General features: G+C 66.8%; 9 protein-coding genes and 1 pseudogene. 5 read left to right on the forward strand and 5 right to left on the reverse strand.

Annotated elements, in window-relative coordinates; translation table 11 throughout:
- Positions 1-57 precede the first annotated feature (57 nt).
- From ACTXG6_RS33580 to ACTXG6_RS33590, 3 genes are all read right to left on the reverse strand, one after another.
- Entirely contained in the window at positions 58-5,811 is a 5,754-nt protein-coding gene (locus tag ACTXG6_RS33580; RefSeq protein ID WP_445183399.1) for a Pls/PosA family non-ribosomal peptide synthetase, read from the reverse strand.
- 824 nt (positions 5,812-6,635) lie between these two features.
- Positions 6,636-7,181: a TetR/AcrR family transcriptional regulator gene (locus ACTXG6_RS33585; protein ID WP_445183400.1), complete on the reverse strand. Its 546-nt coding sequence runs from the start codon at positions 7,179-7,181 to the stop codon at positions 6,636-6,638.
- A gap of 153 nt (positions 7,182-7,334) precedes the next feature.
- Positions 7,335-7,910 carry a TetR/AcrR family transcriptional regulator gene (locus tag ACTXG6_RS33590; RefSeq protein ID WP_445183401.1) on the reverse strand — a complete coding sequence of 192 codons (576 nt, stop codon included), beginning with the start codon at positions 7,908-7,910 and terminating at the stop codon, positions 7,335-7,337.
- Positions 7,911-8,154: 244 nt separating this feature from the next.
- On the opposite strand from ACTXG6_RS33590, the gene ACTXG6_RS33595 reads away from it, so the two are divergent.
- The 3 genes from ACTXG6_RS33595 to ACTXG6_RS33605 are packed head-to-tail and all read left to right on the forward strand — an operon-like array spanning position 8,155 to position 11,276.
- Entirely contained in the window at positions 8,155-8,295 is a 141-nt protein-coding gene (locus ACTXG6_RS33595) for a hypothetical protein (RefSeq protein WP_445183402.1), read from the forward strand.
- Positions 8,296-8,313: 18 nt separating this feature from the next.
- Positions 8,314-10,149, forward strand: a complete 1,836-nt coding sequence (locus tag ACTXG6_RS33600; RefSeq protein ID WP_445183403.1) for an ABC transporter ATP-binding protein — start codon at positions 8,314-8,316, stop codon at positions 10,147-10,149.
- Positions 10,146-11,276, forward strand: coding sequence for a CHAD domain-containing protein (locus tag ACTXG6_RS33605; protein ID WP_445183404.1), 1,131 nt, complete (start codon positions 10,146-10,148; stop codon positions 11,274-11,276). Before ACTXG6_RS33600 ends, ACTXG6_RS33605 begins: the two co-directional genes overlap by 4 nt.
- Before the next feature lie 118 nt (positions 11,277-11,394).
- Here the strand turns inward: ACTXG6_RS33605 and ACTXG6_RS33610 are convergent, their stop codons facing one another.
- Positions 11,395-11,619 (reverse strand): STAS domain-containing protein, encoded by a 225-nt coding sequence (locus ACTXG6_RS33610; protein ID WP_445190166.1) that lies wholly within the window; start codon positions 11,617-11,619, stop codon positions 11,395-11,397.
- A gap of 93 nt (positions 11,620-11,712) precedes the next feature.
- Here ACTXG6_RS33610 and ACTXG6_RS33615 point away from each other — a divergent pair.
- A pseudogene (locus ACTXG6_RS33615) lies at positions 11,713-12,288 on the forward strand (IS256 family transposase); the annotation flags it as partial.
- A 97-nt stretch (positions 12,289-12,385) separates the two neighbouring features.
- Entirely contained in the window at positions 12,386-14,089 is a 1,704-nt protein-coding gene (locus tag ACTXG6_RS33620) for an ISL3 family transposase (RefSeq protein ID WP_445183405.1), read from the forward strand.
- Here the strand turns inward: ACTXG6_RS33620 and ACTXG6_RS33625 are convergent.
- Complete coding sequence (locus tag ACTXG6_RS33625) at positions 14,044-15,744, reverse strand: IS1634 family transposase (protein ID WP_445190161.1); 1,701 nt, start codon at positions 15,742-15,744, stop codon at positions 14,044-14,046. The two genes, ACTXG6_RS33620 and ACTXG6_RS33625, sit on opposite strands and share 46 nt — an antisense overlap.
- Between the last annotated feature and the right edge of the window lie 28 nt (positions 15,745-15,772).

The raw sequence follows: 15,772 nt of genomic DNA on the forward strand, positions 1-15,772 counted from the left end.
CGAATAGGCGGTCGCTCATTGTCATGGGCGAGCCTGGATCTTCTCGCGTCGCCAGGCTCATGGTCGGGGGCGGCCGCGGCGAATGGGTGCTGGGTCAGTCAGGTCATCGGGCCTGGTGCGCTCCTCGATCCTCTGCAGCATCTGCTCGATCTGCTCGATTCGGTTGAGCAGCGTCGATATGTCTCGCGCCTCGACCGAGGCAGGGCCCATGGTTGAAGCGGGCCTGCTTGCCGGGCCTTGGCCGGTCGAAGCGTGTCGCTGCCCGGGCGCCGAGTGATAGCCCGGCGCGAGCCGCCGGGATGGCAGGAGGGGTTGGAAGGGTGCCGGCGGGCGCGGGGGCGCGGTGAGACGGCCGGCGGCGATTGTCTGACCTGGCCGGGAACACCCGGGCTGAGGGTAGCCGGGCGCCGATGAGCGCTGCGGCGCCCATGTCTGTGTTGTGACCGGCCGGTTGTTGGCCCGAGACGCCGGCGGTGGTGCGAGCCCGGGCGTGTTCGCCACAAGAGCGCTGGATCTAGTCGGGACTCTGGCGCCGAGCCTGGTGGCGACAGCCCGCCGGGTGCGCCCGGCCGCGAAGCTCACAAGCCACTCCAGCGGGCCCTGCCCGACGGTAAGTCGCAGCAATGTTCCGAGCGCGAGGACGCCGGCCACCATCTCGAAGTACAGGAGTCCGAGGTTGTCCGTCTGCACCCCGGTGGCGAGCACGAGCAGATGTGCGCAGTAGAAGGTGAGTGTCAGGCTGCCGGCCGCCGCCAGGGGTCGCAGGATCCGGATGGCGAACCGGAGTCGGGACACCAGCAGCGCGAGTCCGAGTACCGCGACCGCTGAGCCGAGTGAGTGCAACAGGTCCAGTGTGGCGTGTGAGTGTGGCGAGCGGAGCGCCAGCCACCACCAGTTCGGCGCGTCCGTCGGAATGGGCTCCCACATGATCACGTTGAGCGCCTTGGTCGGGTCAGTCTCGGTACCGGCCGCGCCCTGCAGCGCCGCGACGCCACCGAAGCGGAACAGCAGTACCGACGAGGTGAACCAGGTGGTGACCGCAAGCGCCAGCCCGCCGCCGAACAACCAGCGAGCGACCCGGATCGAGGACAGGTCGAGCCGCCCGATTGCCAACCCGACCAGCAGGTAGGCCAGGTAGGCGATGACCGGATAGGGACCACTGATGAGCAACTCGACGAGCAGCCCGGCCGGGTCGTGGATCAGTGTGCTGAAGGTCGGGTTAGTGGTTGCCCGAAAGTAGGGCAGTCCCGCATCGAAGATCCAGACCAGTGCAACCGGTGACACCACGAGTACCGCGGCGGCGAGGGTGGCCAGAATCCTGCGGCGTAGCCCCAGCAACGGCAGCGCGAGCAGGAACAAGACCGCGTAGTAGGGCAAGATCACTTCAGCTCGTTCGGTGTAGCCGAGCGCGAGCCCGATCACCCCGATCAGCAGCGCGCGGACCGCGATGCCGGCGGAGGCGGCCAGGCGTGCCTGGCCTCGCACCGGAGTGCGCCCGCCGCTGAGGAGCGACAAGCTCAAGCCGGCGAGTAACGCGAACGTGGCGGCCGAGCGACCGCCGGCGATAACGGTAGCCAGCGTCGGTGACCCGTCGTCGCCGAAGGTGGGAAAGACGTGCACGGCCATCATGCCCAGCAGCGCCAGCCCCCGTGCCATGTCCACGCCGAGGACCCGGGCGGAGCGTTTGCCGTCCCGGTCCTCGGTCCCATGCTCAGCCTCTGCTCCGCCGGTCCAGTCACCTGGCTGGGGGGCGGGGGTCTGGTTGGCTGGGTTTCCACCCCACCACTCGTGCGCGTCGACCTCCTCCCCCTTCATCAGGAACGAGTCGGCGCCTAGCACGGACCCGTCGCCCATGGTGACGCCGTAGTGCACGAAGGCGTGCACGCCAAGGGTGGTGCCGGCGCCGATGGCGGTGTGGTCGGACTTGAAGGTGCCGTCCTCCAACGAGTGGCACTGGATCACCGAGCCACTGTTCAGGATCGCGTCGTCACCGATACTGACCAGGGTCTTCTCCGGGATGGCGCATCCGTCGTCGAAGACCCGCCGTCCGATTCGCACGCCGGCCAGCCGCCAGATCAACGGGTTGAACGGGGTGCCCGGGAAGCGTGGTGTGACGACCAGCTTCCAGTGGCGCTCGTGGCGCCAGAAGTACGGGTCGTAGATCGAGCAGAACCGGGGGCGCAAGCGCCCGAACCCGAGTACCGCGCGTTCGACCAACACCGTGATGGTGATGTTGCACAGAAGGGCGAGGACCAGTGCCGCCATGATGGCCAGCTCGCTGAACCGCGTGTAGAGCGCGAAGGCAACCGCACCGATCACGGTGGCGCAGACCAGCTGGAAACCCTGCACCGCGAGGTAGATCCCGGCGGTCACCGTGTTGTGTCGGTTCTTCCCCGACAGCCGGCGGCGCAGCTCACCCGGCTCCTTGAGGTAGTCGAACTCGCTGTCCCGCTCGACCGAGCGGGGGATCTCGAACGGCGGCGAACCGAGCAGGCCAACATTCTCCCGGACCGGACCGTCAATCGGGACGAGCACCTTCGTAGCCAGCAAGCAGTTGTTCCCCGCCCGGGCATCAGCTGGGTAGGCGATGTGGTTGCCGAAATAGTTGTGCTCCCCGACGGTCACTTGCCGTACCCGAAACGATGAACCGGAGAAGTCCGTGTTCATGATCGACAAAACGTCGGAGACCATCGTCCCCGTACCGATCTTGGTGAGGAACGGAGAGTCGTGCCGAAGCTCGGTGCCGAAGTTGGACCCGCTCTGCACTACCTGGCCCAGGTCATAACCGAGGGCCCGGACGAAATGCACCACCGCGGAGCTGTCTCCGAACAGGTACATGTAGAACCGCGAGTTGCTCATGCCGCTGATCAGCTGCTGAACGAGGTAGTGGAATCCGTACAGCGGGTACACCTTGTCCGGGGTGATGAACCGATTCAACAGCCGTGGCACCGTCATGATGACGAGCAGCCCGCTGATGGTCGCGCCGACGAACAGCACGACCGCAATCAGCACGACCACCAGGTAGAATTGGGGGTTGCGCAGCGTGCCGTCGTCGGGCGCCATCAGGGTAGCGAGCGCTGGAACCTTAGACAGCGCGACGATTCCCGCGGCCAACCCGGCCGGCCCGACGAGCAGGACTGACGCCAACTGCCCAATGCTGTAGACGATCTTGCGGGCGGACCCGCACTCCATCGGTGGGCAGGTGCGGTAGTTGCTCTGGGCGGGTTCGGCGGGGCAGCCGTGCCAGGTCTCGCCGGCCGGTACGGACTGCCCGGTCTGCAGCGAGGACGAGTGGCCGAGCTCGGCGCCGTCGCCCATCGAGGTACCGATGTCCAGCACCGTCTTCTCGCCGACGTGGACGTAGCGGCCGAGGGTGATGGGGCCGATCTGGATCGTGCCTTCGATCGCCCGGTAGCCGCTGAAGATGGCGTCCCTGCGGATCACCGTGCCGTCGCCGATGGTGATCAGGTCGGTGGCTACCGGCACGCTGCGGGAGTGGATGGTGACGCCCTTGCCGATCTTCGCGCCTAGCGCCCGCAGGTAGAACACGAACAACGGCGAACCCGCGAACAGAGCCATCGGACTGGTCTGGATCAGCACCTTGACCAGCCAGAACCGCAGGTAATCCGCGCTCCACAGCCGGATCTCCTGAGGCCTCCACTCCTTGATCAGCAACCATTTCGCCAGGATCGGCAGCGTGGTCAGGCCGACGAACGTGGCAGCCGCGAACACGAGCGCCCGCTCGAAGACGTGCACAAATCCCACGCCGTCGGAGATCCAGTCGTAGCCGATGCTCAGGATCAGAGCGCTGAGGTAGCTCGCGGCGAGGAAGAACAGCAGCTGCACGGCGCCGCAGAACGCGTAGCCCGCGCTGCTGCCCCGCACGATCGGTTTGGCCACCACCTCGACAGGGACCTTGGCGGCAGGAGTCGCGTCGCCGAGCGCGGCCGCGAGCTGGCGGATGGTGGGATTGAGGTAGATGTCCTTCATGGACAGCTGGGGCAGCGAACCGTTCTTCCGGATCCGGGTCGAGAACTGGGCCATCAGCAGGGAGTTCGCGCTCAGATCGTCGAAGAAGTGGCTGTCCACCGACACGTCGGCGAGACCGAGCGTGGCAGCCATCGCCTCGGCCAGTACCCGCTGGGTGTTCGTCGCCGCGGCGACGTGCTCGCCCTGCGGTGCGCGGGTGGTCCGCTGCCCCGGCGGTGGCAGGTTTTTGCGGTCGGCCTTGTCCTGCGGGGTCATCGGGATGGCGTCGAGGTGCTCGAGGTAGGCCGGCACCATGTAGGCGGGCAGCCGCTCGCGGAGCTGGGCGTAGATCATTTCCTGGTCGACCGACTCGGTGTCGGTGCGCAGGCTGTAGTAGCCGACGAGCTCTTTGGTCTCGGGGTCGGGGCTGAACGTGTCGACCACGGCGGCGGCGATGCCCGGGATCTGCAGGAGCACGGACTCGATCTCGGTGAGTTCGATGCGGTAGCCGCGGATTTTGACCTGTAGGTCGATGCGGCCCTGGTATTCGATTTCGCCGTCGGTGTTGACGCGGCCGAGGTCGCCGGTGCGGTAGATGCGTCCGGAGGGGTTGGCGGGGATGCCGAGGAAGTCGTCGATGAAGGCTTTGTCGGTGAGGTCGTCGCGGTTGAGGTAGCCGCAGGCCAGTCCGATGCCGGCGATGCCGATTTCGCCGGTTTCGCCGTGGGGGAGGGCTTTGTGGGGGTTTTCGGCGTCGAGGATGACGGTGGAGTAGGTGGGTAGGGGGACGCCGATGGTGACGGGTTTGTCGGGGTGGACCTCGGTCCAGGTGGCGGTGACGGTGGCTTCGGTGGGGCCGTAGACGTTGAGGAAGCGGCGGCCGGGTTTGTGCCAGCGGGCGATGAGGTCTTGGGGGCAGGCTTCGCCGGAGACGAGTAGGAACCGCAGGTTGGGTAGGTCGTCCTCGACGGTGGCGAGCAGGGTGGGGACGCAGCACATGGCGGTGACGCCGCGGCTGGTGAGGAAGTCGTGCAGGTCTTGGCCCAGGAGGCTGCCGCCGGGTGGTTTGGGTACGAGGGTGGCGCCGGAGATCCAGGGGACCCAGATTTCTTCGAAGGAGAAGTCGAAGGCGATGGTGAGGCCTTGGTAGACGCGGTCGCGGGAGCGGATGCCGTAGACCTCGGCGGCGACGCGGACGAAGTTGCAGATGCTGGGGTGGTCGATGGCGACGCCTTTGGGGCGTCCGGTCGAGCCGGAGGTGTAGATGATGTAGGCGAGTTGGTCGACGTGGAAGCCGCGTTCGGCGTCGATGAGTCGGCGGGAGTCCATGTCGGCGATCAGTGGCATGGCGTTGTCGATGAAGATTGTTTCGGCGCCGTTGGCGGTGATGTCGTCGAAGCCGTCGACGCGTGCGGGGACGTGTGACATGGACAGCAGGATCCGGACCTGGGCGTCTTCGGCGATGTAGGCCATGCGGTCGGAGGGGAACCCGACGTCCAGGGGCACGTAGGCGGCGCTGATCTTCAGTACGGCGAGCATGGCGAGGTAGGAGTAGGCGGGGCGGTCGAACAGCAGGGCGATCCGGTCGCCGGGTTTCGCGCCGCGCATGCGCAGGTAGCGGGCGAGTTGGTTGGCGCGGGAGTCGAGTTCGTCGTAGGTCATGGCCAGTTCGTCGGAGTCGACCGCGAGGTGCCCGGCCCGGCCGTACTGGCGGATCCAGTCGCAACGCTCCTCGAAAACATGGTCGAGCCGCTCGCCCTTACGGGTCCGCCAACCCTGCGCCTCACCCTCAGCAACCAACACAAACTGGCTCAATGACGGGCTCACCGCGGTCGTGGACATGGCCGCTCCTTCAACGGTGCACTCGCCGCGTGTCCGGCTAGCGCACTACGAGACACTCCTCTCCCGAACACGCTCCGGACGATGGTGCGCACCCCCGCCGAGACCACGGCGGCCCCCGAACCCAGGTAGGGATTACCCCCGAATTGGGGTGGAGTCCCTATCCGCGTAGTCCTGCGCGGCCGCACCAGTGACACGGCCCGGCTCAGTCATCCTCGGTTCCGCGCAGCATTGATGTCCGCTTGTCGAGACCAGATTCATCGTTTGCCGGCTCGGCCAGCCGTGGGACGGATACCAGGTGCCCGCCAGTTTGGGCAGCGGTCAACGCCTTGCGGCGAGCGCCGAGACGTCGTCGGCGCCGCGGGCGGCCGCGAGCTCCACCTCGGCGAGTCGGGCCTCGTAGTGCCCGAGCGGCGGGCCTCAGCCGAGGATCGGCGCGCGGTCATCTGCATCGCTTCGGTGCTCCGGGTCCATGTCGGGTGCCGTGGGTGGCAGTCGGAGGTTTCGCGGCGCCCAGACGTTTCCGATGGCCCGGGGCGGTGTCGCTGAAGGGTTGCAGCTTCGCGGGCACTGAGCCCATCAATAAGCACCTCGACGGCCGGAATGTCACAAGACGCGCGCACTTCTCCTTCAGCCCAGGTTCATGATCTAGCTGTGGCTTGGATCGGGCGCCGATGCAAGGAGCGCCACGCTGGTCGGTTGATGGTTCGGTCACGTCTGGTAGTCGACGTGCCGTGTGCACGCATCCACATGCAGAGCCCGGTCCTCATTGATCATGGCGTCGACCAGGTCACGGCGACTGGCGCTGAAGTCTCGACAGGCGCCGGTCAGTTGTCACCTATGCCCTTGAGAATGGTGTCGACGGCGATGTCGGCGGCGCGGGCGGGGTCGTGGTCGGAGAACTGCCGCGCGAGTAGGCCGACGATCTGCTTGAGTAGGGCCTCGGCCATCCCGCCGGGCAGGTCGGAGCGGATGAGTCCCTGGTCCATGGCCCGCTGTAGGAACGCGGCGATCCGTTTCCGGTGGTCGAGCATTCGGGCGTAGGACGCCGCGTCGTCGCGGCACATCTGGTCCTGGTCGATCGGGTAGCGGCAAACGACCGTGATGATGCCTTCTATGAACCGGTGCAGAGCCACCGCGACGGGTGCGCTGTCTAGTCGGGCGTCGCTGAGTACCGCGTCGATCGCGTCGAGTTTGGTGTGGATCACGGCGTCGAGCAGTGCTTCTCGACCGGTGAAGCGGCGGTGGACGACTCGCCGGCTGATTCCCGCTTCAGCGGCGATGGTCGCGATGCTCGTGCTGGGGTCTTGGGCGAGGAGCCGGGCGCCGGTCTGCAGGATGGTGTCCACGTTCCGCGCCGCATCGGCTCGCATGACACGGAGGCTACTCTATGTGGCACTTCTGGCGGCTTTGGTCACACCGTGTGGCTGCATGCTTCATTTAATGACTACTGCAGTGATGGGGTGGTACCTGACGGCCTCCGTCTTCGCGGCCGGCGAGAGACCGCCAGCGGGCGCGGGGTCGGCTTAGGCGGCGATCAGTTGGAGCCGGTCCCCCTGGACGTTGTGGCCTACTCCGCTGAGCAGGGCGTTGACGGCGAAGTCGGCGGCGTGGGCGGGGTCGTGGTCGCGGAACTTGCTCGCGAGAACGCCAACGATCTGCTTGAGCAGGTGCTCGGCCATCCCTTCGGGCAGATCAGTCCGGATGAGTCCCTCATCCACGGCCCGCTGTAGGAACGCGGCAATTCGTTCGTGCTGGCCGCGTCTGCGGGCGCAGGACTCGGCGTCGGAATGCGCCTGGTCTAGGTCGATCGGGTAGCGTCGGGCCACCGCGATGATGCCCTCCACGAACCGGTGCAGGGCCACACCGACCGGTGCGCTATCCAGTCGGGCGTCGTCGAGCACCGCGTCGACCGCGTCGAGTTTGGTGTGCAACACCGCGTCGCACAGTGCTTCCCGACTCGCAAAGCGGCGGTAGACGGTGCGCCGGTCGACCCCGGCCGCGGCGGCGATCGTGGCGATGCTCGTGCCCGGGTCCGCGGCGAGCAGCCGGGCCCCGGTCCGCAGCACCGCGTCCACGTTCCGCTCAGCATCCGCTCTCATAGGGTTCAGGGTACGCCTTGTGGCAGTTATAAGCACTTGAGTCACAGCTCTCACCCTTTTGAGCACATAATCACCACATCTTTGAGGTGATTAGAGATCGAACTGTCGCTGTCGAGTACGGCCGGCTCCGCCGTCCTGGAGTCGCTGGACCCGGCCGCTAGCTACCAATATTCCGCTGTGGTGGTTTTGGCGTCTTAAGTCACACATAAGTCTCTCCTGTGAGTCTAAGAGCTACATTCGCGTGATGGTTACAGGTCGAGACGACACGGTGCCGAGGCGACCGGCTTCGGCCGCTGTGGGCGCCCGGGTGGCCCGGGTCGCGACCAACATCAATGAACTACTGGCCTCGCTGACGGTGCCCGCCGCGGCCGAGCACGCCGCGTAAGGCAAGCAGGAGGGCAAGATGGACACCGACTCATCCGGCGGGACCGCCGTCGCCGCCGCGCCGACCGCCGACGGTCGCGCACCGGGAAACATCGGCACGCTGCGCCAGTTGTGGCGGTTCCGCGACTACGGGCGCGCCGAGTTGCGGTCGCTGCTGCTCGGCGTGCTGATGCGCGCGGGTGAGCTGATCGCCGACCTGGCCGCCCCGTGGCCACTGGCCCTGGTGATCGACAACCTGCTCAAGGGTCAGTCATCGAAGAACGACCCGCTTGACTACGTGGCCCACTGGTTTGGTGGGTCCGCGGTGGCCAAACTCGCGGTCGCCGCGGTCGCCGTCCTGCTGATCACCATCGCCTCGGGGCTGTTTGACTACCTCGGCGACAAGTTCATGAACGGCGCGGGGCAACGGATGACCTCACACATCCGCTCCGACGCGTTCGCCTACCTGGAACGCCTCCCCCAGGACTATCACGACCATCAGGCCATCGGTGAGCTGACCAGCCGGGTCGTCACCGACACCGAACGCATCAACTACAGCCTGGTCGACCTGTTCTCCACGCTGGTACCTGGCGTACTCTCCCTTCTCGGTACCGCCGCGGTGCTGATCTCGGTCGACTGGCGGCTCGGGCTGATCACCCTCTGTGCCGCCCCGCTGGTGTTCCTCACCGCCGTCCGCTACGCACGGCTGACCCGGCGCAACTCCCGGCGGCTGCGTGGCGCGGTCGGCTCGCTCACCGGTTTCGTCACCGAATCGCTGCAAGGCATCCGCACCATCCACGCGTTCGGCAGCCAGGAACTTCAAGACCGCCGCTTCCGCAGGACCAACAACAAGGTGCTCGGCATCGGGCTGCGCGGGGTAGAGCTCAGTGCCCGGTTCACCCCGGCACTGGAGTCGGTCAGCGCGCTCGGCACCGCCACGCTGCTGTTCGTCGGCGGCTACGGCGTACTCCATACCTGGTGGTCCGTCGGGCTGCTGGTCGTGGTCACCAACTACCTGCAAAACATGCTCAAGCCGATGAAGACGCTCGCCAAACTGCTCCCCAGCTTCACCCAGGGCGCCGCTTCGGCCGAACGGATCGCCGCCATCCTGGACCAGCCCAGCGAGCACCTCGGCTCACTCGAGGGCCTGCCCGCTCGGGTCAGCGGCAAGATCGAGCTGCGTGGCGTCGGCCTGGACTACGGCCGAGGCCCCGTGCTCAACGGGCTCGACCTGACCATCCACGCCGGGGAACGCATCGCGCTGCTCGGCGACAACGGCGCCGGCAAATCCACCACCCTCGCGCTGATCGGCGGGATCTATCAGCCCACCGAGGGCCAGGTACTGCTCGACGATCTGTCCGTGCCCCACGTACCGGAACACTGGCTGCACCAGCAGGTGGCGATGGTCCTGCAAGACACATTCCTGTTCTCCGGCACGCTGGCCGACAACCTGCGTTACGGCCGCCCCGAGGCCACCGACGAAGAGGTGGCGCGGGTTGCCGACGCGGCCTTGGTCAGCGAGTTCGCCGACCGACTACCCGACGGACTCAACACCGAACTATCCGCCGGCGGCACCGGCCTATCCGGCGGACAACGCCAACGAGTCGGCATCGCCCGGGCACTACTGGTCGACTCACCCGTGGTGCTGCTCGACGAACCCACCGCCGGACTCGACGTACACGCAGAGGAACTAGTCGTGCAAGCACTGACCCGCCTCGTCGAGGGCCGCACCGTGATCATGACCACCCACCAACCGGCACTGACCCAGCTGGCCACCCGCACCGTCTACCTCCGCCGCGGCGGCATCCTCGACAACCCACCCGCACCCACCCCGAACCACACCGACGCACTCCTGACCGCGGGAGCTCCGCGATGACAACCAGCACCGATCTGACCCGCCAGCAGAACGCGGCCGAGAACGACCAGATCATCGCGATCACCCGGCGCGCCGAGAACCCACGCCGCTCAGGCCACCCGCACACCGTCACTCGACCCGAGGTGGGCAACCCCAGCGGCCTGAGGGACACCGAGAGTTCGGCGCGGGCGGGAGACGTCCTGCTGGCCGCGTTGCGCTCGCAGGTCGCCCAGTTGCGGGCACAGGACCCGCACGTGCGCGAAGAGATCCCGGGAGCGGTGACCCTGATGCGGGTAGCGACCAGACGGCTGCGGTCCACGCTGAGCGGTTTCTCTTGGTTCCTCGAACCCGAACACACCCGGACAGTGGCCGAAGAGCTCAAGTGGCTCGGCGCGCAGCTGGCCGAGGAGCACGACATCGAGGTGATGATCGAGCGGCTCACCCACGTACTCCGCGCGCTGCCCGAGCCGCTAATCATGGGCCCCCTTGCGGCCGATCTCGAGCGCGCCCTGGGCGCACTGATCGAACAGGGCGAGCAAACCATCACAGTCGCCCTGAACAGTCAGCGTTACCTGGCCCTACAGACCATGCTCGACCAGCTACTGAACCGACCACCGCTGACGCAGCAGGCCGGCGAACTTGCACTCACCGACCTGCCCAGAAGCGTCGCCAAGGCCTTCCGCAAGCTGAACCGCTTGCTCAACGCCGCCGATGCCCTGCCCCCCGGACCAGACCGCGACACCGCGCTGCACGAGGCACGCAAGGCGACCAAGCGCGTGCGCTACATGACCGAGATCGTCACCCCACTGGTCGGCGAGCCAGCCCAGCACTTCCACCGGCAAACCGAGAAACTCCAAGAACTGCTCGGAGACTACCAAGACGCCGTGATGGCCCGCCCGCTCCTGCAACAGCTGGCCGAGGCGGCACACGCAGACGGGCACAACGCCTTCACCTACGGCGTGCTCTACGCCCTCGAGCACGCCCGAATGGAACAAGTCCTCAACGAGCTACCCCACCGACTCGAACACCTACGCCACGAGCAGACCCTGTCCTGGCTACCCCAAGACCTGATCAGCCAACCAGCACACAGCGTCCAACCCAACTGGGCCCCGGCACCGCGGCCACAGGAAACCACGCTCGCCGGGTGAGCCTCTGAATGGCATGGGAGTTCGTGTCCAAACCAGGGCCGCTTGCATGATGGGTCCACCCTGCGGACGTGAACAGCCGTCGGGCCCGTGAGTCAATGACGGCGTCCTCTCGATCAGGTCATTCCCCGTGGATTGGCCCCGCTGCGAGGGCATCCTCGACGGTGTCGAATAGCCGTAGGGACTGCTGGATTTGGGCATCCTCTATTGCGCGTCGTACCTGCGCGTGGCTGTCACCGATGACAATTGCCACGGGCCAGGGACGGTCGGCCAGCCGTGCGGCCACGTCGGCGAGCACGTCCAATCCGGCGGGGCCCAGAAACGTTACCTCGCGCATGTCAATCACGAGGCGGGACTGTTCCAAGATCGGTGTTTCCGGCCTGACACGCCGGGCCGTGGTCCGGCGGGATGGGCACTGTGAGTGATGACATCTGACGTTGTGAGCACAGAGAAGAAGATCAAGGGGTCGGACCGGGGGCTGTCGCCGGAGCAGGCCGCCGCAGCGGCGATGGTGGCCGAGGCTCGGCAGCGTGGGCTGGAGCTCACTGGTCCAAACGGGCTGTTGAAGCTGTTCACCAAGAACGTTCTGGAAACGGCGCTTAATGAGGAGATGACCGAGCATCTCGGGCACGAGAGGCATCGTGCCGATGCTGGTCGTGAGTCGACGAATGTGCGCAACGGCACCCGATCGAAGACGGTCATTTCTGACGCTGTCGGTGAGGTGCGGATTGAGGTTCCTCGCGATCGGGAAAGCGCGTTCGAGCCGCAGATTGTGAAGAAGCGTCAACGGCGACTCACCGATGTGGACGAGATCGTGTTGTCGCTCTATGCGAAAGGGTTGACGACCGGGGAGATCTCGGCGCACTTCTCCGAAATCTATGGCGCGTCGGTTTCGAAAGAGACGATCTCACGGATCACCGACAAGGTCGTGGCCGAGATGCAGGAGTGGGCCAGTCGGCCGTTGGACGCGGTGTACGTAGCAATCTTCGTTGATGCCATCGTGGTCAAGGTACGGGTTCTGGCGCACGTTGCGTGATCGGCCGTGTACTCGGCGTGTGTCGTAGGAATTTGTGGATCGGTGTCGCGAAAGATCACGGCAATGTGATCTTGAGGTGTTGCTGCCGCATCTGGAGTCGGTGGTCATCGAGGCCGTGACCGCCGGCGGCGCCGGGATAATTTTGGACGTTCGTGTCCGCGCGGCCGGGGCGGAGTGCTCGCGGTGCGGGCATGGTTCGGCCCGCGTGCACAGCCGCTATCAGCGGCGATTGGATGATGTTCCGATAGCGGATCGGGCGGTGGTGCTGCGGGTGCGGGTCCGCAGGTTCTTCTGCGACAACCCGAGGTGCGCGGCGCGCACCTTCGTTGAGCAGCCCGCGGCGTTGACCGGTCCGCGGTTGCGGCACACGTCGTTGCTGCGCTCGGCGCTGACCGCCATCGCGGTCGCGCTCGCCGGACGAGCGGGAACTCGACTGGCCGCGCGGCTGGGAATGCCGACCAGCCGCGACACCTTGCTGCGGCTGTTGCGCGGCCTGCCGGACCCACACGTCGGAAAGTTACCGGTGCTCGGCGTTGATGACTTCGCTCTACGCCGCGGCCATGTCTACGGCACCGTCGTGATCGACATGATTGGCGGCCGCCCGGTCGACCTGTTGCCCGACCGCGAGACCGCGACCCTCGAGGCCTGGCTACTCGATCATCCCGGGGTGGAGGTGATCTGCCGTGACCGCGCAGGCGCCTATGCCGAAGCAGCCCGACTGGGCGCGCCAGACGCCGTGCAGGTCGCCGATCGGTGGCACCTATGGCGCAACCTGGGCCACGCCGTGGAGAAAACGGTCAACGCGCACCGCGCCCACCTCACCCCTGTCACCTGCGCGGGCATATCTTCGGCGACAGCCGCCGGACCAGGGGCGGCGCCACCGCTGATCCGGTCTGTTCCGGAGAAGAAGATCGTCACCCGGATGCGGGAACAGCGCTCGGCGGTGCACGAACTCTGGGAGCAGGGCCTGTCGAAAGTGGCGATCGGTCGCCAGCTGGGCCTACACCCGGCCACAGTCCGCAAGCTCATCCAAGCGCGCTCGGTCGAGGACCTCACCGCCAAGACCGAGCAACGCGCGCACCTCGTCGATGAGCACATCGAGTATCTGCACCAGAGGTGGAACGAGGGTCAACGCAACGCCACCGGCCTGTTCCGGGAGATCAAGAAACTCGGCTATCCGGGCGGGGAATTGGCCGTCCAGCGCTACCTACGCCAATTCCGCGACGGTCGAGGACACGCCGCGCTACCCGGCCCGAAACCCCCAACCGTCCGCGAGGTCACGAGCTGGATCATGACCCACCCAGACCGGCTCCGCCCCGAGCACGCTCAGCATCTGAGCCAGATCCGGGAGACAGACACCGAGCTCGACCGGCTCACCACTCACGTCCGAGGATTCGCCACCATGATGACCGAGCTGCGCGGCGAAGACCTCGGACAATGGATCGTCGCCGTCGAGCAGGACACCCTGACACCGATGGCGTCCTTCGCCCGCAACCTGCGCCGCGACGAGGCCGCCGTCCACGCCGGGTTGACCCTGCAGCACAGCTCCGGCCGGGTCGAAGGCACCGTCAATAAGATCAAAATGCTGAAGCGACAGATGTTCGCCCGGGTTCCGCAGTTGAGAGGCACATGGGCGGGTCGGATTCGGGGTTTGACCTGGGGGAACGCCCGTGAGGGCGCGGAGGGGGCGTGTGCCTACGCCGTTCGCCAGGCTCGGGTGGGTGTTTTGCCTGGTCAGGCCGGGTCTAGCGCGGTCACGGTGGTCGGGGCGGATACCTGACAATCGCGCAGAATGGCCGCCTGGGCGGTGGTGAGCGGTGTGGTGTGCACGGCGGTGCCGGCGCTGCCGGTCAGCGTCACGGCGTGGACCCGGCTGAGTTCGGTGTTGATGCGCCGCCAGGTCATGCCGGCGCGACGTTCGGCGAGGCGCACGAGCAGTAGCGCCAACCAGCACAGCAGGACGTGGGCACGGATGCGGTGTTCGAGCCGGTGGAAGACCGGCCGCAGTAGCAGGCTGGACTTGAGGTCGCGGAATCCGCGCTCGGCTTCCAGGAGGTTCTTGTAGCCCAGGGCGGTGTCCTCGGCGCTGAGGTGTGGGTCGGAGGTGGCGATGAGGTACTTGCCGTCCAGCCGTTCCTCCTGCTTGATCTTCGCGCGGTTGAGTGACAACCTGCCGGTCGGTGACTGGTGCAGCCAGCGGCCCAGGGTCGGGTGATCGCGCAGTGCGCATTCGGCCTTGGTGTGCGCGGCTTCAGCCTTCTGTCGGGTTGTCGCGTTCGTCTTCTTGCGGTCGCGTTCGCGTGCCTGCTTGATCCGCTCGAGCTCGGCTTCCAGTCGGGTGAGCGCGTCTTCGCGTTGGGTGCGGTCGCGCTCGGCCTGTTCGGGGTTGTGACAGATGACGAACCGCACGTCGGTGTCAGCTCCGAGGCGGACTTCCTTGATTCGCAGGTTCTCTTTGACCTGCTGGTAGCGGCCCTGACGGGCGAGTACTTGCTCGACCAGCGGATTCCCGTCGCGCATGCGCATCCCGGCGATGAAGTGCCCGCCGGCGCGGCGCAGATAGGCCAGGTTGTCCGCGCTGGAGAATCCGCGGTCGACGACGGTGATGACGCGTCCGAGGCGCCAGCCGCGCATGTCGTCCTTCACTCCGGGCAGGATTGCCTGATCGGACGTGTTGCCGGGCCAGCACCACACGCGCACCGGGATGCCCTCCTTGGTGACGGCCAGCCCGATGACGATCTGCGGGAGGTCGTCACGGTGGTCCTTGGAGTGGCCGTAACGGCGGAACGCCTCGTCGCCGCTGTCCTCGGTGTCGCGCTCGAAATAGGTGGACGTGGTGTCGAAGAACAGCAGGTCGACCTCGAGGTTGAGCAGGTTGGCCACGGCGAAGAACACCGCTTCCTGTACCTCGGCCTGGGCGTCGGCCTCCACCAGCAGGTCCATGGCGCGGTAGGCCTGGTCCTCGTCCATCGACTCGAGTCCGTCGATCGCCACGTCGTGGCTGGCCCACTCGCCCGCGGAGAGCTTCGACATCGGGTCGATGGCCCGGTTGGCGACCAGCGCGAACAGCACCCGCTCCACGTCGGTGGCGAACCGGCGCGGCCCGAGTACCTTGCGCAGCGCGGTGTCGATCTCCAGCGCCCGCCACAGCCCGTCGAGCAGGTGCACCGCCCCTACCGGGCGTGAGCCGGTCACGGACAGCCCGTCCCCGACCAGCTGCGTGGCATCCGCCACCGCCCCATCAGCGGTGCCCAGGTAGCGGTTGATCGAGGTGACCAGCCGCGCCAGCCCGTCGCGGTCGAGCTGGTCCTCCCGGCCCAGGTTCAACAGCACCTGCGCCTGCGTGACCCCGTCCACCCGACGGTTGTGCGCCAGCTGCACGTATCGCACGACCGTGCCGTCCCGGTTCTTCCGCTGCGTCGCCCGCAGATACATGCCCACCAGCCGACCAGGAACAGCCAGC

The organism is Pseudonocardia sp. Cha107L01 (genome assembly GCF_052566575.1).

Bases quoted from the DNA above. Each gene is read 5' to 3' on its own strand.
- ACTXG6_RS33600 (WP_445183403.1), top strand. From the start codon at position 8,314: ATGGACACCGACTCATCCGGCGGGACCGCCGTCGCCGCCGCGCCGACC.
- ACTXG6_RS33605 (WP_445183404.1), top strand. From the start codon at position 10,146: ATGACAACCAGCACCGATCTGACCCGCCAGCAGAACGCGGCCGAGAAC.
- ACTXG6_RS33590 (WP_445183401.1), bottom strand. From the start codon at position 7,910: ATGAGAGCGGATGCTGAGCGGAACGTGGACGCGGTGCTGCGGACCGGG.
- ACTXG6_RS33595 (WP_445183402.1), top strand. From the start codon at position 8,155: ATGGTTACAGGTCGAGACGACACGGTGCCGAGGCGACCGGCTTCGGCC.
- ACTXG6_RS33580 (WP_445183399.1), bottom strand. From the start codon at position 5,811: ATGTCCACGACCGCGGTGAGCCCGTCATTGAGCCAGTTTGTGTTGGTT.
- ACTXG6_RS33625 (WP_445190161.1), bottom strand. From the start codon at position 15,744: ATGTATCTGCGGGCGACGCAGCGGAAGAACCGGGACGGCACGGTCGTG.
- ACTXG6_RS33585 (WP_445183400.1), bottom strand. From the start codon at position 7,181: ATGCGAGCCGATGCGGCGCGGAACGTGGACACCATCCTGCAGACCGGC.